Origin of the sequence: Methylobacterium terrae (assembly GCF_003173755.1) — a bacterium.
Lineage (GTDB): Bacteria > Pseudomonadota > Alphaproteobacteria > Rhizobiales > Beijerinckiaceae > Methylobacterium > Methylobacterium terrae.
Map to the genome: position 1 here is coordinate 4,583,422 of NZ_CP029553.1, position 18,511 is coordinate 4,601,932.

Sequence of the window (18,511 nt, forward strand, 5' to 3'; positions counted from 1 at the left end):
GACCTCATGTCAGCGATCCCCGCGAGGGCAGGCGCGGCTGGTCGTGGACCGGGGCGACGCCCTCCGGATGGTAGTTGTAGGGACCGCCCTGGATCCGGGGCGAGCCGAAGAAGTTCTGCCGCGGCGGCGGCGAGGTGGTGCGCCATTCGAGGCCGCTCGCGTCCCACGGGTTGTTCGTCGCCCGCTCGCCGAACAGCAGCGACCAGGTGAGGTAGCCGAGCGGCATCAGGTAGGCGACGGCCAGCACCGCCGCGCCGGCCGAGGACAGCACGTTCCAGATCTGGAATTCCGGCGGATAGACGTGGTAGCGCCGCGGCATGCCGAGGTAGCCGGCGATGAATTGCGGAAAGAACGTCAGGTTGAAGCCGAAGAACATCAGGATCGCGGCGAAGCGGGCCCAGGTCTCGGGATAGGTCCGGCCGGTGATCTTCGGCCACCAGAAATGCAGGCCGCCGAAATAGGCCGAGACCGAGGCGCCGACCATGATGTAGTGGAAGTGCGCGACGACGAAGTAGGTGTCCTGGACGTGGACGTCGACCGGGATCGAGGCGAGGAACAGGCCGGTGAGCCCGCCCAGGGTGAACAGCCCGACGAAGCCCAGCGCGTAGAGCATCGGCGACTCGAACCCGACCTGGCCGCGATAGAGCGTGCCGGTCCAGTTGAACACCTTGATCGCCGAGGGCACCGCCACGATGAAGGACAGGAACGAGAAGACCAGCGCCGCATAGGGCGACATGCCCGAGGTGAACATGTGGTGACCCCAGGTGAAGAAGCCGATCACCGCGATCGCCACCAGGGCGTAGACCATGAAGGTGTAACCGAACACCTTTCTGCGCGCGAAGCAGGTGATCAGCTCCGAGACCACGCCCATCGCCGGCAGGACCATGATGTAGACCGCCGGGTGCGAGTAGAACCAGAACAGGTGCTGGAACAGGATCGGGTCGCCGCCGCGGGCCGGATCGAAGATCGGCAGGCCGAAGGTGCGCTCGGCGAGGACCAGCAGCAGGGTCACGGCGAGCACGGGCGTGGCCAGCACGAACATCAGGCTCGTCGTGTACATCGCCCAGACGAAGAGCGGCAGGCGGAACCAGGTCATGCCGGGCGCCCGCAGCAGGTGGATGGTGCCGATGAAGTTCACCCCCGTGGCGATCGACGAGAAGCCGGTGGTGAACACGCCGAGCACGGTGAGCGAGACCCAGGTGTTGGAGAAGACCGTGGAATAGGGGACGTAGAAGGTCCAGCCGGTATCGACCCCGCCGAGGATCAGCGCCGCGACCGCGAGCAGGCCGCCGCCGAGGTTGAGGTACCAGCTGACGAGGTTCAGCTTCGGGAAGGCGACGTCCCGCGCCCCGATCATCAGCGGGACGAGGAAGTTGCCGAGCGTGTTGGGGATACTGGGGATCAGGAAGAACCACACCATCACCACGCCGTGGAGCGTGAACAGCTTGTTGTAGGTGTCGGCCCGCAGCACGTCGGCCTCGGGCGTCGCGAGTTCGAGCCGCACCAGCGTGGCCGCGGCCCCGCCGATGAAGAAGAACACCGTGATGGTGACCGCGTAGAGGATCGCGATCCGCTTGTGGTCGGTGGTGAGGAGCCAGGAGCGGACGCTGTGCCCGTCGGCGAGGTAGCTGACCGGCAGGCCGAGATCGAGCTCGTCCGGGTCGGCGAGGCCGGTGGGGCTGGCGGTGGTGCTCATGGGGAGCCTCCGATGTCATCTCCCACGCCCTGAACCCTCCCCCCTCTGCGGGGGAGGGTGCCCCGCTGCGAGTGCGAAGCACTCGTGCGCGGGGCGGGAGAGGGGAACCACGCTTCCGGAAATGACTGAGCCGTTCTGAAGGGCGGACCCTGGATCGATGTCGCGCCGCCCCTCTCCCGGCCCGCTCCGCGGGCCACCCTCCCCCGCAGAGGGGTGAGGGGATGGGCGTCTGTCCTCGTCACGGCCTCGACCCCGGTCCCGCCGGGGCGGGCACGTCGAGCACCGGCGCTCCCGGCACCATCGCGGGGCTGCGCTCGCGCACCCCGCCCGGCACGTTCGAGCGCACCTCCGGCGCGCCGGGCACCCGCACCACCGCCGGCTCGGAGCCGAGCGCGCGGATATAGGCGGTGAGCGCCTGGATCTCGCCGTCGTCGAGGAGGCCGGCATAGCTCGGCATGACGGGGGCGTAGCCCGCCACCACGTCGCGGCCGGGCTGGAGGATCGAATCGCGGATGTAGCCCGCATCGGCGGTGGCGAAGCGGCCGCCCGCGAGCGGCACCGGGCGCTCCCAGATGCCGGCGAGGCTCGGCGCGTGGACCCGTGAGCCCGGGGCGTGGCAGCCGGCGCAGCCGCGCTCGGCGAACAGGCGCTCGCCCTGGTGGGCGAGGTCGTCGCCCTCGGGCTGCGCCGAGAGCCAGCTTGCGTAGGCCTCGGGCTCCATCACGATGACGCGGCCGAGCATCCGGGCGTGGTCGGTGCCGCAATACTCGGTGCAGAGCAGGTGGAAGGTGCCGGTCTTGGTCGCCTGGAACCACGCCTCGGTCTGCTGGTCGGGCAGCACGTCGCGCTTGAGCCGGAAGGCCGGCACGAAGAACGAGTGGATCACGTCCTGCGAGGTCATGATCAGCTTGACCGGCGCGTTCACCGGCACGTGCAATTCGTTGATCTCGCGGGCGCCGTTCGACCTTTGCGTCTTCCACATCCACTGCTTGGCGACGACGTGGACCTCGATGGCGTTCGGCGGGGCCGAGTAGGCGCCAATCTGGGCCGAGGCGGCCCACCAGAACACGAACACGAACAGGAAGATCGTCGCGGCGGTCCAGCCGATCTCGAACTCGCGCGAGACGATCTCGGGCAGGGGATGGCGGTTCGCCTTCGAGCCGCGGCGGTAGCGGATCGAGAAGACCAGCACCAGCCCGACCACCAGGGCGAGGATCAGGGCCGAGGTGATGGTGAGGCCGAGGAAGATCCGGTCGGTCAGCACGGCCTGGAGGGAGGCCGTCTCCGGCACGAGGAGGCCGGTCATCGGCGCACCTCCCTCGGCGAGGCGGCGACGGTGCCGGGCGGCGGCAGCGGGCTCGCGGCGCCGCCGCGGCTGCCCAGCGGCGGCACCCGCTCCGGCTGGAGCGGGGCGGCGTAACCTTGCGCGCCGCGCGTCGCGAGGCGGCGCATCGCGTCGGCCACCGGCATGCGGGCGATGCCGCGGTCCCAGTCGACCCAGGCGTAGGTGTCGAGGCGCCGGCGCTGGTCGGCGAGGAGCCGGGCGAGGTCGGCTTGCGGGTCGCGCTGCAGGGCCGGACCCGCGACGGTGCGGGCCGGCTCGGTGTTCGGGCTGGTGATGACGACGTCGCGGTAGAAGCGCAGGGCCGCGAGCGTCACGGCGACGAAGGCCACGATGAACAGGCCGGTCAGCAGCACCGGCTTCACGCGGATGTCGGGCGCCTCCGGTGGGCCCTCGGCGTGGCCGACCGCGTCGTCGCGCACCGGGGCGGCGGTGTCAGGCATGCCCGGGCCTCCGTCCGAACCGCCCGGCGAGGCGCGAGGCGAGGAGGCCGACGATCACGAGGCCGACGAGCCACGGGCCGGCGGCGAGGGCCGCCCCGCCCGCGCCCGTCCCCCAGGCCGGCAGCACCAGCCAGCAGAGGCGCAGGGCCAGCCCGACGAGGACGAGGAGGCCGACGAGGCGAAGCGCCCCCGGGCTGCGGCGCACCGCCCCGAGGAGCAGGAGCAGGAACGGGACGATCCCGCCCGCGGCGACCGCCGCCCCGATCACCGCCGGATAGGGGTTGCCTGCCCGCCGCAGGTAATACGCGGCCTTCGGCGGCAGGTCGCCGTACCAGGCGACCACGTAGGACATCAGGCCGATGTAGAGCACGCCCAGCAGCGTCGCGAGGAGCAGGTTGGCGAGGTCGGGCGCGGTCTCGGCCCCGAGCCCGCGCGGGCTCGCGACGGCGGCGAGGCTGAGCGCGGCGAGGATCTGGTGCAGGGCGAACCCGGCGCCGAAGGCCGAGGAGGTGAAGCGCGGCTCCAGCGACAGGATCCAGTCCATCGGCACGAGGCTGACGGTCAGGCCGTAGAAGGCGAGGCCGAGGCCGGCGACGAGGCGGGTGCAGCGCCCCGTGAGCACCAGCCCGGCCAGCACCGACCAGCCGAGGAGGGCGACCGCGCCGCGGGCCGCGAACGCGCCCGGGTTGAGGTAGAGGGCGGCGACGTCCGGCTTCACCACCCCCGGATCGGCGGCCCAGGGGTACAGCGCCGGGAGTGCGGCCGCGACGCCGAGGAAGCCGAGGGCGACGAGCGGCAGGAGGGCGGCGGTCGGGCGCAGGCACGGCGCCAGCGCCTCGCCCCAGCGCCCGCCGGTGATGCGGTGGATCAGGAGCAGCACGAGGCTGCCGGCGGGCGCCGCGCCGAAGGCGATCCAGGCGAGGAGCCAGCCGCGGGCGAGGGCCTCGGTCACGGGCGCGCCTCCGGGATCTTCTCGGCCAGCCCCGGCACCTCCGCGACCCGGGCGCCCTGGGAGAACTGGAGGGCGCGGATATAGGCGGCGATCGCCCAGCGGTCCCGCGGCTCGACCCGGTTGGCATAGCGGTACATGACCCCGTAGCCGTGCGTGATGACGTCGACGAAATAGCGGGCGGGCGCGGCCCGCAGGCGGTCCTCGTGATAGGAGGGGGGCTTGGGGAAGCCGCGCTGGACGACCATGCCGTCGCCGTGGCCGGTCAGCCCGTGGCAGGGGCTGCAGACCGCCTCGTAGCGCTCGCGCCCGCGCTGGAGCAGGGCGGCGTCGACCGGCGGCGGATCGTCGAGCGCCGCCTCGTCGGCGAGCGCGCCCTGCTGCACCGTTCCCTCCGGGGGAGTCCGGGCCGCGGCGCCGTCGGCCCAGAGATCGGCGCGGCGATAGACGTCGTAGCGCTTCTGCCGCGCCATCGAGAGGTCGTCGCAGGCGGCGAGCAGCAGGAGCGGGAGAAGGAGCAGCCGGCCGGTCACGGATGCGTCTCCGCGACCAGGCCCGCCCCGGCCTCCTCGAGGAGCCGGCGCAGGGGTTCGGGCTCGCCCTTCGGGGCGACGAGGAGCAGGAAGCGGTCCTGGCTCGCCCGCTCGAATTGCGGCATCACGAAGAGCGGGTGGTGCAGCCGCGGCAGCCCGCAGGTGACGAGGAAGGCCGCGAAGCCCGCGACGGCGGCGGCCAGCACCCCGACCTCGAACGGCACCAGCACGAAGACCTGCCAGCTGTGCAGCGGCCGGCCGCCGGAATTCAGCGGGTAGTCGTGGACGGCGCTCCACCATTGCAGCGCGTACATCGCGGCGGCCGCGCCGAAGCCGGCGAGCGCCATCGCCGGCCGGATCCGGCGCGGGGCGGGGTCGAACGCCTCGGAGAGTTCGTCGAGCGGGAACGGCGTGAAGGCGTCGATGGCGCGGTGGCCCTCGGCTCTCGCGCGGCGCCAGGCGGCGACGAGGGCGTCGGGGGTGTCGAACTCGGCCAGCATGGGCGTGGTCACGGGCGCGCCTCCCGGGGTACGGGAACGGCGCGATGGTTCGTGCGCATCGCCTCTCCCCGCGGGCGGGGAGAGGGCTGCGCACCCCCTGTCGGGTGCGCAGCGAGGCGGTAGCCGATGGTGAGGGGGAGGCGCCGAATGTGGCTTCTGCGTAGAGACCCCCTCACCCTCGCCCTGCGGGCTTGCCGTGTCCCCTGAACGGAGACACGGCCCTCTCCCCGCCCGCGGGGAGAGGAGGAACGCGCCTGATCCGATAGCGTGTGCCTGTCGCAGTCCTCGTGAGATGAGTGTCCGAGGCAAGCATGCGTGTCCCCCATCACGCCGCCCCCTCGTCCCGCGCCAGCTGCCGGACCTCGTGCATCGAGACGATCGGCAGGAGGCGCGCCAGCACCAGGAACAGGAAGGCGAACAGCCCGAGCGGTCCCACCAGGATCGCCACGTCGTAGAGGCTGGTGTGGTAGGTCCGCCAGAGCGTGACGGCGTGGCCGTGCGAGAGCGTGTTCCAGACGATCAGGATCCGCTCGAGCCACATGCCGACATTGATCACGACCGAGATCCCGGCGAGCCACCACAGGTTCCGCCGCACCCGGCGCCACCACAGCGCCTGCGGCGCGAGGCAGTTGCAGAACAGCAGCAGGCCGTAGAGCGGCGCGTAGTCGCCGGTGAAGAAATACCCGATCACCGTCCGGTCGGCGTGCTCGCCGCCGACCCACGCCGTGAACCACTCGGTGGCGTAGGAGAACGCCATCACGATCGAGGCGAACAGCATCACCTTCGCCATGGCGTCGAAGTGGGCCGGCGTGATCATCGCCTGGAGGTTCAGGCCCCAGCGGATCACGATCGCCAGCACCACCACCATGGCGAACCCTGAGAACATCGCGCCGACGACGAAGTAGGGCGGGAAGATGCTCTCCTGCCAGCCGGGCATCAGGCTCGCGGCGAAGTCGAGCCCGACGATCGAGTGCACCGAGCAGACGAGCGGCACCGCGAGCGCCGCCATGGCGAGGTGGTAGGTCTCGTGGGCGCGCCAGTGCCGGGCGGAGTTGCGCCAGCCGAGCGCCAGCGCCCCGTAGATCACCCGGCCGGCCCGCGTCCGCGCGCGGTCGCGCATCGTGGCGAGGTCGGGCAGGAGGCCGGTGAACCAGAACAGGGCGGAGAAGAGCAAGTAGCTCAGGATCGCCCAGAAGTCCCAGACCAGCGCCGAGCGCCATTGCGGCCACAGCGCCATGGTGTTCGGGTAGGGCGCGAGCCAGTAGGCGTAGAGCGGCCGGCCGAGATGGATGATCGGGAACAGCCCGGCGATGGCGGCGGCAAACAGCGTCATCGCCTCGGCGAAGCGGTTGATCGAGGCGCGCCAGCGCTGGCGCGTCAGCAGCAGCATCGAGGAGATCAGCGTGCCGGCATTGCCGATGCCGATCCACCAGACGTAGTTGGCGATCGAGAAGCCCCAGACCACCGTGGTGTTCACCCCCGACAGCCCGATCCCGACGGTGAGCACCGCCCCGATGGCGCCGAGCGTGAGCAGGACGAAGGGCAGGGTGCAGAGGAGCGCGATGACCCAGGCGCGGCCGAAGCCGTTCCGCTGGATCGGGTCGGCGACCGCCGCCGAGATCGCCCCGTAGCCGAGGCGCCCGGCGTCGATCAGCGGGTGCGGCGCGCCGCTCACGTCCGGTCCTCCCGGGCGGGGTTGCGGAGGTCCGCGAGGTAGGTGGTGCGGGGACGCGTGTTCAGCTCCGCCATCAGGGCGTAGTGGCGCGGGTCGGAGCGCTGCGCCGCCACTCCGCTTCCCGGCGCGTTCAGGTCGCCGAAGCGGATGGCGCGCGTCGGGCAGGCGGACTGGCAGGCGGTCGCGACCTCGCCCATCGGGCGCCCGTCGCGCTCGGCCGCCTGGCGCTCGCCCGCGATGCGCTGGACGCAGTAGGTGCACTTCTCCATCACGCCGCGGGCCCGCACCGTGACGTTGGGGTTGCGCTGCGCCCGCACCGGCTCGGCGCCGAGGCTCGCGTATTCCTGCCCGTCGGCGTAGCCGAAGAAGTTGAAGCGGCGGACCTTGTAGGGGCAGTTCGCCTCGCAGAAGCGGGTGCCGACGCAGCGGTTGTAGACCTGGAGGTTCAGCCCCTCGCCGTCATGGACCGAGGCCGCCACCGGGCAGACCGGTTCGCAGGGCGCGTGCTCGCAATGCATGCACGGCACCGGCTGGAACCCGGCCTCGATCCGCTCCGGCTTGCCGGAATCGTAGATGTCGACCCTGAGCCAGTGCATCATCCGCCCGCGGGCGATCTCCTCCGGCCCGACCACCGGCACGTTGTTCTCGGACTGGCAGGCGATCACGCAGGCGTTGCAGCCGATGCACGCCGCCGTATCGATCACCATGCCCCAGGCGTGGCCGTCGGCATCCCCCGTCCAGGGTTCGAGCAGCGTCGGCCGGTCGGGCCCGTTCCCCTTCGGCTCGGAGGCGGCGAGCGCCGCGAGGTCGAGGCGCGGGAACAGCGTGCCGGTCTCGCCCTCGATCCGGGTGTAGTTCTGGGTCCTCAGGATCTCGCGCCGCTCGTCGAGGAGCGTCAGGCTCACGTCGCGGATCGTCCGCGTCGCATCGGCCCGCGTCAGCCGGTAGGCATCGACCCCGACGCCGTTGCCGATCTGCCCGGCCCGGGCCCGGCCGTGGCCGAGGCTCAAGCCCGCCACCCCGTCGGCGATGCCGGAGATCACCGCCACCGGGGCGATCAGCGAGGTGCCGCGCACGGTGAGGCTCACGGCCTGGCCGTCCTTCACGCCGCGCCGCGCCGCCTCGCCGTGCGAGAGGAGGAGCGCGTTGCCCCAGACCTGCTTCGTCACCGGATGCGGGCATTCCTGCAGCCAGGCGTTGTTGGCCCCGCGCCCGTCCCACAGGGCCGGATCGGGGGTGAGGAGCAGGGTGAGGTCGCAGCGGGCGGGCGGGGCCGGCAGGGCCGGCAGGGCGGGCTCGGGGAGCGCGACGGGTGCGGCGGCGCTCCCCGGGATCGTGCCGTCGTGCAGGCAGCGGCGCCACCAGCCCTCGAAGTCGGTATCCCCCGGGCGCCGGTGATCCTGCCAGGCACCCTGCCAGGTCTCCCGGACGATGTCGTAGCCGCGCCGCGCCTCGGCGCCGGTGAGCAGGTTCAGGACCTCGTGGACGGAGCGGCCGCCGTAGAGCGGGCGCACCAGGGGCTGGACCAGGCTCGCGGTGCCGTCGGTCGCCCTCAGGTCGGACCAGGATTCGAGGTCGTGGGCGAGCGGCAGGTGCCAGTGCGTCCCGCCCGCGGTCTCGTCGGCATGGGTGCCGACCTGGACGCTGAACGGGACCCGCCGCAGCAGCTCCGAGACGCCGAGATCGGCCGGCGCGGTCTGGACCGGGTTGGTGCCGAGGATGGCGAGGCAGGAGACCTTGCCTCCCGCGATGTCCTCGCAGAGATCCGCCAGGGTGCCGGGCGCGAGGTCCGCCAGGGCGTCGGGCGGCGCGATCCGGTCGATCGGGGCGGAGAGCCGCGCGTTGAGCCAGTGGGCGAGGGCGTGGAGTTCCGGCGCCAGCGCCTCGCCGACGAGCACCACGGCGCGGCCGGGATGGGCGCGGAGATCGGTGAGGATCCGGTCCGCGAAGCGGCGCTCGGGCTCGGGCAGGGCGGGACCGGGCAGGCCGGCGGCAAAGCCGTTCGCGAGGTGGACGAGGAGCGCTTCCGTCGCCGCTGGCGGCAGGGCGCGGCGTTCGTCGGCCTTGATGCCGGTGAGCGTCGGCAGGCCTTCCGCCACGAACAGGCGGCCGAACCGGGAGGGATCGCGCCGGCGCTCCATCAGGTCGGCGGAGAGGCGGATCTGGTCCGGCCCCGGCCCGAGGGGGTCGGCCTCGAGGCAGACCACGATCTCGGCCCGGTCCAGCCGCGGCAGGGCCCGCAACGGGCGCCCGAAGGCCAGGGCGGCGCCGGCCCGGGCATTCGCCTCGTCCAGGGGCTCGTGGACGTGCCAGGCCGCCTCCGGCATCGCCGCGCGCATGGCCGCGATCTGGCGCAGCAGCGTCGGCGAGGCGACCCGGCCGGTCAGCAGCCGGAAGCCGGCGCCGCCCCGCGCCTCGGAGAGCGGCCGGGCATAGGCCTTGCCGAAGGCCTCCCACGAGGCGATGCCGGCGACCCGCTCGCTCGGCGCGCGGGAGCGGTCGGGGTCGTAGAGGTCGAGCACGGCGGCTTCCAGGAACACGTCCGTGGCGCCGCGACTGCCGGGATGGAGCGGGTTGCCCTCGATCTTGATCGGCCGCCCGTCGACCGCGACGGCGTGGACGCCCCGGGCGAAGCCCGAGAGGGGCAAGGCGGTCGCGTAGCGCGCCGGCACCCCGGGCAGCAGCTGCTCGGGCTGGCGGACGTAAGGCAGGATCTCCTCGTCCGGCCGCGAGCAGCCCCCGGCGGCGAGCGCGATGCCGGCGCCCATGAGCCGCAGCGCCTCGCGGCGGTGAAGGCCCGTCAGCGGTGGCATATCGAGCACTCGCTCAAGCGCGCCGGCGACTTGACGTGGTAGGCGGCGGCGAGCCGTGCCCCCCGCTGCTCCTGGTCGTCGGGCGGCGTCCAGGTCATGTCGAACACCGCCTCGCGCGGGCGCAGGTTCGGCGCCGGATTCCGGTGGCAGTCGAGGCACCAGCCCATGGTGAGGGGCGCCACCTGCCGCACCAGCTTCATGGTCTGGACCGCGCCGTGGCAGGTCGCGCAGCCGACGCCCTTGGCGACGTGCACCGCGTGATTGAAGTAGACGTAGTCCGGCAGGGCGTGGACCCGGCGCCAGGCCAGCGGCCGCCCTTCCGCGAGGCTGGTGCGGACGGGCGCCAGCATCGGGGCGTTGGTCCAGATCTGCGAGTGGCAGCTCATGCAGGTCTCCGTCGGCGGGATGCCCGCGAAGGCGGCCTTCTCGACCGAGGTGTGGCAGTAGCGGCAATCGATCCCGAGCCCGCCGACATGGTGCTCGTGGCTGAACGGCACCGGCTGCTCGCGGGTCGCGTCCTGGGCCGTGGCGTAGGGCGAGCGCCACAGGGCGGTGGCGAGCCCGAGGCCGAGGACCGGCACCACCGCGAGCCCCGCGAGCGCCAGGCGGGCCAGGGTGTCCGCGCCGGGTCGAAAGATCTGCGCCATGCGGCTCGCGGTCCCGCACTCCCCCCGGGCAACCGTGGCCGCCCCCTCCGCATGGAGATACTCAGTACGAGTAGCTTGGTTCCGCCATCCGGAATGCGATGTCGCAGGGCCGGGGCGGCGGGGTCGCGCGGGGGAGCGCCATGCGCCGGGAGCGGACCGGGCGCGACCCGCCCCGCTCGAAACCGGCGCGACTCCGCGCCCGAACCGTCCTACGGTCCGGCCCCGGAGGTGAGCGCATCATGATCCAGCTCTACACCTGGGATACGCCGAACGGGCGCAAGATCAGCGTCGCCCTCGAGGAGATGGGGCTGCCCTACCGGATCGAGCCGGTGGACATCACCAAGGGCCGGCAGTTCGAGCCGGACTTCCTGCGTTTGAGCCCGAACAACCGCATCCCGGCGATCGTCGATTCCGAGGGGCCGGACGGGGAGCCGATCTCGGTGTTCGAATCCGGCGCGATCCTGGTCTACCTCGCCGAGAAGACCGGGCTGTTCCTGCCTGCGGGCGGGCGCGGCCGGGTCCAGGCGATGGAGTGGCTGATGTGGCAGATGGGCGGCTTCGGGCCGATGCCGGGCCAGGTCCACCATTTCCTCGGCGTCGACGAGAAGGACCGCGCCTACGGCCTCGAGCGCTACCAGAAGGAGACGCGCCGGCTCTACGGCGTGCTCGATCGACGATTGGGCGAGGGCGAGTTCGTCGCCGGGGCGCTCTCGATCGCGGATTTCGCGATCCTCGGCTGGGCCTGGCGCCACGCCCGGCACCGGGTCGACCTCGCCGATCATCCGAACGTGAAGCGCTGGTACGAGGCCCTGATGGCGCGGCCGGCGGTGCAGCGCGGCTTCGCGGTGGCGCTCAGCTGATGACGGACCGACACGGCATGACGGACGAGACGGCCCTGCGGGCGCAACTGGTCGAGCGCTTCTTCCGCTACCTCGCGGTGGCGAGCCAGAGCGATGCCCGGGCGACCGCTCTGCCGAGCACCCCGGGCCAGCGCGCGCTGGCCGAGCTGCTGGCCGGCGAGCTGCGCGAGATGGGGCTCCACGACGTGGTGCTCGACGGGCACGGTATCCTGACGGCGCGCAAGGCCGGCACCCGGCCCGGCGCCCCGCCGATCGGCTTCATCGCCCATCTCGACACCGTCGATGTCGGGCTCTCGCCCGAGATCCGCCCGCAGGTGCTGCGCTTCGACGGCGCCGACCTCTGCCTCAACGGCGACCGGGACATCTGGCTTCGCGTCGCCGAGCACCCCGAGATCGTGCCCCATACCGGCGAGGACGTGATCGTCGGCGACGGGACGAGCGTGCTCGGGGCCGACAACAAGGCGGCGGTCGCCGTCGTGATGACGCTGCTCGCCACCCTGACGCCGCGGGACGCGCACGGCGACATCCTCGTCGCCTTCGTGCCCGACGAGGAGATCGGGTTGCGCGGGGCCAAGGCCCTCGACCTCGCGCGCTTCGCGTGCGACTTCGCCTACACGATCGACGCCTGCGCGGTCGGCGAGGTCGTGATCGAGACCTTCAACGCGGCCGGCGCCGAGATCGTGTTCACGGGCGTCGCCGCGCACCCGATGTCGGCCAAGGGCGTGATGGTGAACCCGCTCCTGATGGCGCACGACTTCATCGCTCGCTTCGACCGGGCCGAGACGCCGGAGACCACCGAGGGGCGCGAGGGCTATATCTGGTTCAACGGCCTCCACGCCCATTCCGGCGAGGCCCGCCTGCAGGCGATGATCCGCGACTTCGACCGCGAAACGTTCGCGGCGCGAAAGGCACGCCTGCACGCGGTCGCCGGGGAGATCGCCGCGCTCTACCCGACCGGCCGGGTGGAGTGCCGGATCACCGACACCTACGGCAACATCCAGGACAGCCTCGGCGACGACCGCCGCTCCGTCGACCTGCTCTTCGCCGCGCTCGCCGCGGAGGGGATCGCGCCGCGGCAGATCCCGATGCGCGGCGGCACCGACGGGGCGGCCCTGTCGGCCCGCGGCCTGCCGACGCCGAACTACTTCACCGGCGCCTACAATTTCCACTCGCGGTTCGAGTTCCTGCCGGTGCCGGCCTTCGCGGCGTCGTGGCGGGTGACGCGGCGGATCTGCGGGCTGGCGGCGGGGGAGGGCCTTCCTTGAACCGGCAACAGGCTCGACGCCCTCCGGATCATCTGGCCCCGCCCCCCACGCCTGCGAACGCGCCATCGACCAGCCCCGCGACCTTCTCCGTCGCCAGCGCCTCGTCGAACAGGATCCGGAACAGGATCGGGGCGATCACGCGATCGAGCACCGCGTCGATCTCCGGAAACGCCTCGTCCCGCGCCGCGGCGCGGGCCGCGACGGTCTCGATCTGCTGGCGGGCGTAAGCACAGCAGCGCCGCGGTCCGGCGGCCCCCTCGGCCGCGAGCACGTCGCGGATCATCTCGCGCCCGAGCCCCGACGCCATCTCCTCGGCGTATTGCTCGGCCCAGGCCAGGAGGTCGCCCCGCCCGCTGCCGGTCTCGACCGGCACCATGTCCGGGCGCAGCCGCTCGACCGCGACGTCGGCGAGGAGTTCGTTGAGCTCGCCCCAGCGCCGGTAGATCGTCGAGGGCGTGACGCCGGCCTCCTGGGCGATCAGCGGGATCGTGACCTCGGCGCGGTCCATCCGGGCGAGGAGCTCGCGCACGGCCCGGTGGACCGAGGCCTGGACGCGCGCGCTGCGCCCGCCCGGGCGCGGTCCCGCCTCCCTGTCCGCCATCGCTGCCCCGCCTCCAAACGCAAAGGATTTGCTTTTAGCCTTCCGCGGCCTTAGATCTCTAACGCAACGGATTTGCATTAAGGGGCACGGCGATGCTCACAGGTCAAGGATCCCGGCGGGTCGACCCGCTCAGCCTCCACGCCGTGACGCTCGGCGCGTTCTTCGCCGCCGCGGCCGCCCCGACGCCGCTCTACCGGATCTACCAGGAGACCCTGGCGCTCTCGCCGGTCTTCGTCACCCTGGTCTTCGCCGTCTACGCGGTGGCCCTCCTCAAGGCGCTGCTGGTGGCGGGCTCGCTCTCCGACCATCTCGGGCGCCGGCCGGTGATCGCCGGAGCGCTCGTCCTCGAGGCGGCGGCCATGGGGCTGTTCCTGCTGGTCGGCCACGGCGCCGCCTGGCTCGTCGTCGCCCGGATCGTACAGGGGCTCGCCACCGGCATCGCCGCCGCCTCCCTCGGCGCGGCGCTCGTCGACGTCGACCGCACCCGCGGCCCGATCGTCAACGCGGTGGCGCCGCTCGCCGGCATGGCGCTGGGCGCGCTCGGCACCAGCGCGCTGATCCAGTACGCGCCGCTGCCGCTGCACCTCGTCTACGGCCTCCTGCTGTGCACCTTCGCCGGGCTGGCGCTCGCCATCTGGCGCATCCCCGAGAGCGCCGCGACGCGGCCCGGGGCGCTCGCCTCGCTGAAGCCCCGCATGGCCGTCCCGGCCCGGATCCGGCGGCCGCTGGCCCTGGTGACGCCGATCAACCTCGCCAACTGGACGCTCGGCGGCTTCTACCTCTCGCTGGTCCCCTCGGTCGTGGCGGCGGCCACCGGCAGCCGCGCGCCGCTCACCGGCGGGGCCGTCGTCACGGCGCTGATGGTGGCCGGCGCCGTCTCGGTGCTCCTGCGCCGGGGCCGGGCTCCGCGGGACAACCTGACCTTCGGGGTGCTCGCCACGGCCCTCGGCGTCGTCCTCGTCGCCGCCGGCATCCATCTGGCCAGCGTGCCGCTCCTCATCCTGGGCACCCTCGTCACCGGATGCGGCTTCGGCGCCAGCTTCCTCGGCTGCCTCGGCACGATCATGCCGCCGGCCGAACCCGACGAGCGCGCGGGGCTCCTCGCCGCCTTCTACGTCCAGAGCTACCTCGCCTTCAGCCTGCCGGCGGTCGGGGCTGGCTTCCTCGCCCGCAGCCTCGGCTACGCGACGACGGCCGACCTGTACGCGGGGGTGATCCTGGTGGTGAGCGTCGGCGGCCTCGCGGTGCTGCGGGCGCGCGACGCCGCCCCGGAGGGCGGCACCCTCGCCGCGCCTCCCGCGAACCGCCCCGCGAAGCCCCGGGTGCGCGCCGTCGTGGATCACGTCGCCGGCCGCCTGCGCCACCGCGGCTCGCCGCTCTGAGCCCTCGCGCCGCGCCGGCCCGGGCGGTCACGGCGCGCGTTCCGCCTCGAACACCACGGCGTCGAGCGCCAGGCAGTCCTCCGGCGCCGTGCCGACGAGCAGCGGATTGACGTCGAGGCTGGCGATTCCGGGCTCCTCGACCATCAGCCGCCCCAAAGCCGCCGCGGCGGCGAGGTAGGGTTCGATCGCGAGCGGGGCCTCGCCGCGCACGCCGGCGATCAAGGGGGCGATCCGCAGGCGCCCGAGCGCTCGGCCCACATCCGCTTCCGAGAAGGGCGGCAGCAGGAGCGCGACGTCCGGCATCGCCTCGACGTACGTGCCTCCGTCGCCCACCACCACGACCGGGCCGAAGAACGGGTCGCGATGGGCGCCGAGCACCAGCTCGCGCCGCCCGCGCGCCATCGCGGCGACGATGACGCCGGAGGAGGCGTGGCCCGCTGCCGCAAGGGCCGCCCGGCAGGCCTCGAAGGCGGCGCGCACGGCCTCCGCCCCGCTCACCCCCAGATGCACCAGCCCGAGCTCGCTCTTGTGCGCGACCTCCGCCGAGCAGCCCTTGACGGCGACCGGCCCGCCGATCTCGCCGGCTGCCGCCACCGCCTCGTCGGCCGTGCGGCAGAGGCGGTGGCGCACCACCGGCACCCCGGCGCGGGCGAGGCGGGCGAGGCTCCCGGCCTCGTCGAGGAGGCGCGGCGGCGCATCGGAGGGCGGGGGCGGGGCCGGGTGGGCCGGACGGCCCGCGGCGGCGGCCATCCGCTCGTGATGGGCGATGAACTGGTGCAGCGCCCGCACCGCCTCGCCCTCGCCGGGGAAGACCGGCAGGCCGCGGGAGCGGAACGGCGCGGCGACGATCTCCTGGGGCGCCACGATCACCACCGGCTTGCCCGTCGCCTGCGCGAAGGCGGCGGTGTCGCGGCCGAAATCGTCGACCGCGTAGGCGCGGCCCGCCACCGGCACCCCGACCAGGAAGGCGTCGGCGGACGGGTCCTCGGCGATCACCGGCAGGATCTGGCTGAACAGGGCCGAGTTCGTCATCAGCGCCGCCGTGATGTCGACCGGGTTGCGGGTCGCGGCGAAGCTCGGGAGGATCGCCCGCAGGCGGCCCTGCGTGGCGTCGGCGAGCGGGGCGAGTTCGAGCCCGCGGGACGAGGCGGCGTCGGCCGCCATCACGCAGGTCGCGCCCGAATTGCTGATCGCCACCATGCGGCGGCCCCCCGGATGCCAGCCCTTCAGGTACAGCTCGGCCGCCGCGACGAGGTCGGTGGTGTCCTCGGCCCGCCAGATCCCGTGCCGCTCCAGGAAGGCGTCGACCAGCCGGTCCTCGTTGGCGAGCGCCCCGGTATGGGATTGCGCCGCCGCCTGCCCGGCGGCGGTGCGGCCGGATTTCAGCGCGACGATCGGCAGCCCGCGGTCGCGGGCGATGGACGCGGCCTCCGCCAGGTGGTGCGGGTCGGGGATGCTCTCGAGGTAGAGGAGCAGGAGCTTCAAGTCCGGATCGGCCGCGACCGCGGCGGCGAGCTCGCACACCGTCACGTCGGCGTCGTTGCCGGTGGCGTGGGTGTGGCGCACGCCGATGCCGCGGGCGCGCAACAGCCCGTAGGGCACCACGCTCATCGCCCCGCTCTGGCTGACGATGCCGACCGGGCCGTCCTGCGGCGGGGCCTCCAGGAACATGCTGGAGAAGCTCGCGACCGCCCCGGTGCCGAAATTGGCCAAGCCCTGCGAGTTCGGGCCGATCATCCTGAGGCCCCGGGCCCGGGCGCGCGCCACCATCGCCCGCTCGGCCGCCTTCGCCGCGGGGTCCGCGGTCTCGCCGAAGCCCGAGGCCATCATGATCGCGACCTTGACGCCGATCTCGGCGCATTCGTCGAGCGCCGCCACCGCCGCCTCGCCCGGTACCGCGATGATCGCGAGGTCGGGCGCCCGCGAGAGGCCCGAGAGCCGCGGCACCGTGCGCCGCCCTTGCACCTCCTCGCGCCGCGGGTTGACCGGCCAGACCTCGCCGCGAAAGCCGAAGCGCGACAGGTAGAGGAGCGGCCTTCCGCCGATCTTGTCGGGGTTCTCGGAGGCGCCGATCACCGCGATCGAGCGCGGGTCGAGGGCGGCCTGGAGGCTCGACGTCATGGTTGGCTCTCCGGGGTGACGAACGGGACGAGGCCGGCCCCGAAGGCGCGGAACGTCGTGCGCACGGGTTCGCCGATCGCGACGCCGTCGGGCGGGCAATGCGCCATGAAGCGGAAGCCCTCTTCGGCATCGACCAGCGCGATCCCGTAGGGGGCGTGGGCCTGGAGGTCCGGCGAGGGCGCGCGGGCCACCAGGGTCACGGCGTAGACCGTGCCGCGGCCGGAGGCGGCCTCGGTGCCCAGGTCCTCGCCGCCGCAGGCCGGGCAGAACGGGCGGCGGGCGTACTGCACGTGGCCGCAAGCCCGGCAGCGCGCGAGCGCCAGGCCCTCGCCGCCGGTGGTCCAGTCCGGAATGTCCGGGCTCATCGGCCGTTCTCCAGGACGAGGCTGACATGGGAGGAGAGCACGCCGCCGTCGCCGTGGAGCAGGGCGAGTGCCGGGGGTGCGACCTGGCGCGGGCCGGCCTGCCCGCGCATCTGCCGCACGGTCTCGGCGAGGTGGGCCATGGCGCCGCCGACGCCGCAATGGCCGTAGCTCAGGAGGCCGCCATGGGTGTTGAGCGGCATCGCGCCGCCGGGCGAGAAGTGGCCCTCGCGGGCGAGCCGCCCGGCGGCGCCCCGTGGCGCCAGGCCGATCTCCTCGAGCAGGATCGCGAGCGTGATGGTGAAGCTGTCGTAGATCGCCGCATAGGCGATGTCGGCGAGCGCGACGCCCGCCTGCGCCAGCGCCCGGCCGGCGCTGTCGCCGGCGCCGAAGGCGGTGAGGGAGGGCGCGGCGCTGACGTGCTGGTGGGTGTGGGCCTGGGCGGCGCCGCGGATCCCGGGGCCGGGCCGCCCGGGATCGGCCCGCTCGATCACGAAGGCCGCGCCCCCGTCCGAGACCGGGCAGCAATCGAGCAGGCGCAACGGCGCGGCGATGGGCTTGGACCCCCGCACCATCGCGGCGGTGATCGGCTCGGTGAGGTGGGCGCCGGGCGTCCGGGCGGCGTTTCCCCGCATCAGGACCGCCAGCTCGGCATGATCGTCGATGCCGTATTCATGCGCGTAGCGCGACGCGACGAGGCCGTAATAGGCGGCGATCGTGGCGCCGAGCGGCACCTCGTAGGTCGGGTGGCCGACCTGGGCCAGCGTCTGGATCGCGGCGTCGCGGGACTGGCCCGACAGCCGGTTCTCCCCCGCCACCACCAGGATCCGCCGCGCCGCGCCCGCCTCGACCATGAGGTGCGCCAGCATCACCAGGGCGAACCCCGTGGCACCGCCGAGCTGCACCGCGTGAGCGTAGGCCGGGCGGAGGCCGAAATGCTCGGCGAACACCGTCGAGAGCATCAGGTGCGGGTGGGTGGTCGAGTAGCCGGTGATCAGCCCGTCGATCTCGCGTCGTTCCAGCCCGGCATCGGACAAGGCATCGGCGGCGGCACGGCTCATCAGGTCGAGGGTGGAGAGGCCGGGCAGGCGGCCGAACGGGGTGAGGCCGATGCCGGTGACGCGGCTCATCGGACCGGCGTTCCGAACCGGCACTCACGGAAAGCATTCCGCCTGGCGGAACTTCGCATCGGGCGTCCTCCGGGCCGGGTCGTTCCGGTGTCGGGCCGGCGACCTCTTGCAGGAAGAGGGTTGCCTTCCTGACAATAGCCTGTCAACACTGTTCCGTGTCGAGTAACGATGGTCATCGTTGCTGGGCGGGAG

16 protein-coding genes are annotated in these 18,511 nt (G+C 73.2%); 3 read left to right on the top strand and 13 right to left on the bottom strand.

Annotated elements, in window-relative coordinates:
* Positions 1-4 precede the first annotated feature (4 nt).
* The 9 genes from ctaD to DK419_RS21325 all read right to left on the bottom strand — a co-directional run bounded on the left by ctaD (position 5) and on the right by DK419_RS21325 (position 10,598).
* On the bottom strand, positions 5-1,696 hold the full coding sequence (ctaD, locus tag DK419_RS21285) for a cytochrome c oxidase subunit I (protein WP_109960861.1): 1,692 nt from the start codon (positions 1,694-1,696) through the stop codon (positions 5-7).
* A gap of 238 nt (positions 1,697-1,934) precedes the next feature.
* Positions 1,935-3,002, bottom strand: coding sequence for a cytochrome c oxidase subunit II (coxB, locus tag DK419_RS21290; RefSeq protein ID WP_109960862.1), 1,068 nt, complete (start codon positions 3,000-3,002; stop codon positions 1,935-1,937).
* A complete protein-coding gene (locus DK419_RS21295) occupies positions 2,999-3,481 on the bottom strand; it encodes a hypothetical protein (RefSeq protein WP_109960863.1) in 483 nt (160 codons plus the stop codon). The genes coxB and DK419_RS21295 overlap by 4 nt, the downstream gene beginning before the upstream one ends.
* Entirely contained in the window at positions 3,474-4,433 is a 960-nt protein-coding gene (locus tag DK419_RS21300; protein ID WP_109960864.1) for a hypothetical protein, read from the bottom strand. Before DK419_RS21300 ends, DK419_RS21295 begins: the two co-directional genes overlap by 8 nt.
* A complete protein-coding gene (locus DK419_RS21305; protein WP_109962424.1) occupies positions 4,430-4,903 on the bottom strand; it encodes a c-type cytochrome in 474 nt (157 codons plus the stop codon). The genes DK419_RS21300 and DK419_RS21305 overlap by 4 nt, the downstream gene beginning before the upstream one ends.
* A gap of 56 nt (positions 4,904-4,959) precedes the next feature.
* On the bottom strand, positions 4,960-5,475 hold the full coding sequence (locus DK419_RS21310) for a DUF3341 domain-containing protein (protein WP_109960865.1): 516 nt from the start codon (positions 5,473-5,475) through the stop codon (positions 4,960-4,962).
* 313 nt (positions 5,476-5,788) lie between these two features.
* Positions 5,789-7,138, bottom strand: a complete 1,350-nt coding sequence (gene nrfD / locus DK419_RS21315; protein WP_109960866.1) for an NrfD/PsrC family molybdoenzyme membrane anchor subunit — start codon at positions 7,136-7,138, stop codon at positions 5,789-5,791.
* Entirely contained in the window at positions 7,135-9,951 is a 2,817-nt protein-coding gene (locus DK419_RS21320) for a 4Fe-4S dicluster domain-containing protein (RefSeq protein WP_109960867.1), read from the bottom strand. The genes nrfD and DK419_RS21320 overlap by 4 nt, the downstream gene beginning before the upstream one ends.
* A complete protein-coding gene (locus DK419_RS21325) occupies positions 9,939-10,598 on the bottom strand; it encodes a cytochrome c3 family protein (RefSeq protein WP_109960868.1) in 660 nt (219 codons plus the stop codon). The genes DK419_RS21320 and DK419_RS21325 overlap by 13 nt, the downstream gene beginning before the upstream one ends.
* A gap of 236 nt (positions 10,599-10,834) precedes the next feature.
* Here DK419_RS21325 and DK419_RS21330 point away from each other — a divergent pair, with 236 nt between their 5' ends.
* Positions 10,835-11,458, top strand: a complete 624-nt coding sequence (locus DK419_RS21330; RefSeq protein WP_109962425.1) for a glutathione S-transferase family protein — start codon at positions 10,835-10,837, stop codon at positions 11,456-11,458.
* Between the two features lie 17 nt (positions 11,459-11,475).
* Positions 11,476-12,723 carry a peptidase T gene (pepT, locus tag DK419_RS21335; protein WP_109960869.1) on the top strand — a complete coding sequence of 416 codons (1,248 nt, stop codon included), beginning with the start codon at positions 11,476-11,478 and terminating at the stop codon, positions 12,721-12,723.
* A 28-nt stretch (positions 12,724-12,751) separates the two neighbouring features.
* On the opposite strand, the gene DK419_RS21340 is transcribed toward pepT, so the two are convergent.
* Positions 12,752-13,324, bottom strand: coding sequence for a TetR/AcrR family transcriptional regulator (locus DK419_RS21340; RefSeq protein ID WP_109960870.1), 573 nt, complete (start codon positions 13,322-13,324; stop codon positions 12,752-12,754).
* A 92-nt stretch (positions 13,325-13,416) separates the two neighbouring features.
* Here DK419_RS21340 and DK419_RS21345 point away from each other — a divergent pair, with 92 nt between their 5' ends.
* Complete coding sequence (locus DK419_RS21345; RefSeq protein ID WP_109960871.1) at positions 13,417-14,706, top strand: MFS transporter; 1,290 nt, start codon at positions 13,417-13,419, stop codon at positions 14,704-14,706.
* 27 nt (positions 14,707-14,733) lie between these two features.
* Here DK419_RS21345 and DK419_RS21350 read toward each other — a convergent pair whose 3' ends face one another.
* Genes DK419_RS21350 through DK419_RS21360 form a run of 3 tightly spaced genes read right to left on the bottom strand, consistent with a single transcriptional unit; the run spans position 14,734 to position 18,319 of the window.
* The gene (locus DK419_RS21350) at positions 14,734-16,827 is read right to left on the bottom strand and encodes an acetate--CoA ligase family protein (protein ID WP_109960872.1); all 2,094 of its coding nucleotides are present in this window, start codon (positions 16,825-16,827) and stop codon (positions 14,734-14,736) included.
* Positions 16,824-17,192 carry a Zn-ribbon domain-containing OB-fold protein gene (locus DK419_RS21355; protein WP_109960873.1) on the bottom strand — a complete coding sequence of 123 codons (369 nt, stop codon included), beginning with the start codon at positions 17,190-17,192 and terminating at the stop codon, positions 16,824-16,826. Before DK419_RS21355 ends, DK419_RS21350 begins: the two co-directional genes overlap by 4 nt.
* Entirely contained in the window at positions 17,189-18,319 is a 1,131-nt protein-coding gene (locus DK419_RS21360) for a thiolase family protein (protein ID WP_109960874.1), read from the bottom strand. The genes DK419_RS21355 and DK419_RS21360 overlap by 4 nt, the downstream gene beginning before the upstream one ends.
* Between the last annotated feature and the right edge of the window lie 192 nt (positions 18,320-18,511).

Excerpts from the sequence above, each read along its gene's own strand:
- ctaD (WP_109960861.1), bottom strand. The coding sequence starts at position 1,696 with ATGAGCACCACCGCCAGCCCCACCGGCCTCGCCGACCCGGACGAGCTC.
- DK419_RS21355 (WP_109960873.1), bottom strand. The coding sequence starts at position 17,192 with ATGAGCCCGGACATTCCGGACTGGACCACCGGCGGCGAGGGCCTGGCG.
- DK419_RS21305 (WP_109962424.1), bottom strand. The coding sequence starts at position 4,903 with ATGGCGCGGCAGAAGCGCTACGACGTCTATCGCCGCGCCGATCTCTGG.
- DK419_RS21360 (WP_109960874.1), bottom strand. The coding sequence starts at position 18,319 with ATGAGCCGCGTCACCGGCATCGGCCTCACCCCGTTCGGCCGCCTGCCC.
- DK419_RS21340 (WP_109960870.1), bottom strand. The coding sequence starts at position 13,324 with ATGGCGGACAGGGAGGCGGGACCGCGCCCGGGCGGGCGCAGCGCGCGC.
- DK419_RS21325 (WP_109960868.1), bottom strand. The coding sequence starts at position 10,598 with ATGGCGCAGATCTTTCGACCCGGCGCGGACACCCTGGCCCGCCTGGCG.
- coxB (WP_109960862.1), bottom strand. The coding sequence starts at position 3,002 with ATGACCGGCCTCCTCGTGCCGGAGACGGCCTCCCTCCAGGCCGTGCTG.
- DK419_RS21295 (WP_109960863.1), bottom strand. The coding sequence starts at position 3,481 with ATGCCTGACACCGCCGCCCCGGTGCGCGACGACGCGGTCGGCCACGCC.
- DK419_RS21320 (WP_109960867.1), bottom strand. The coding sequence starts at position 9,951 with ATGCCACCGCTGACGGGCCTTCACCGCCGCGAGGCGCTGCGGCTCATG.
- pepT (WP_109960869.1), top strand. The coding sequence starts at position 11,476 with ATGACGGACGAGACGGCCCTGCGGGCGCAACTGGTCGAGCGCTTCTTC.
- DK419_RS21345 (WP_109960871.1), top strand. The coding sequence starts at position 13,417 with ATGCTCACAGGTCAAGGATCCCGGCGGGTCGACCCGCTCAGCCTCCAC.
- DK419_RS21350 (WP_109960872.1), bottom strand. The coding sequence starts at position 16,827 with ATGACGTCGAGCCTCCAGGCCGCCCTCGACCCGCGCTCGATCGCGGTG.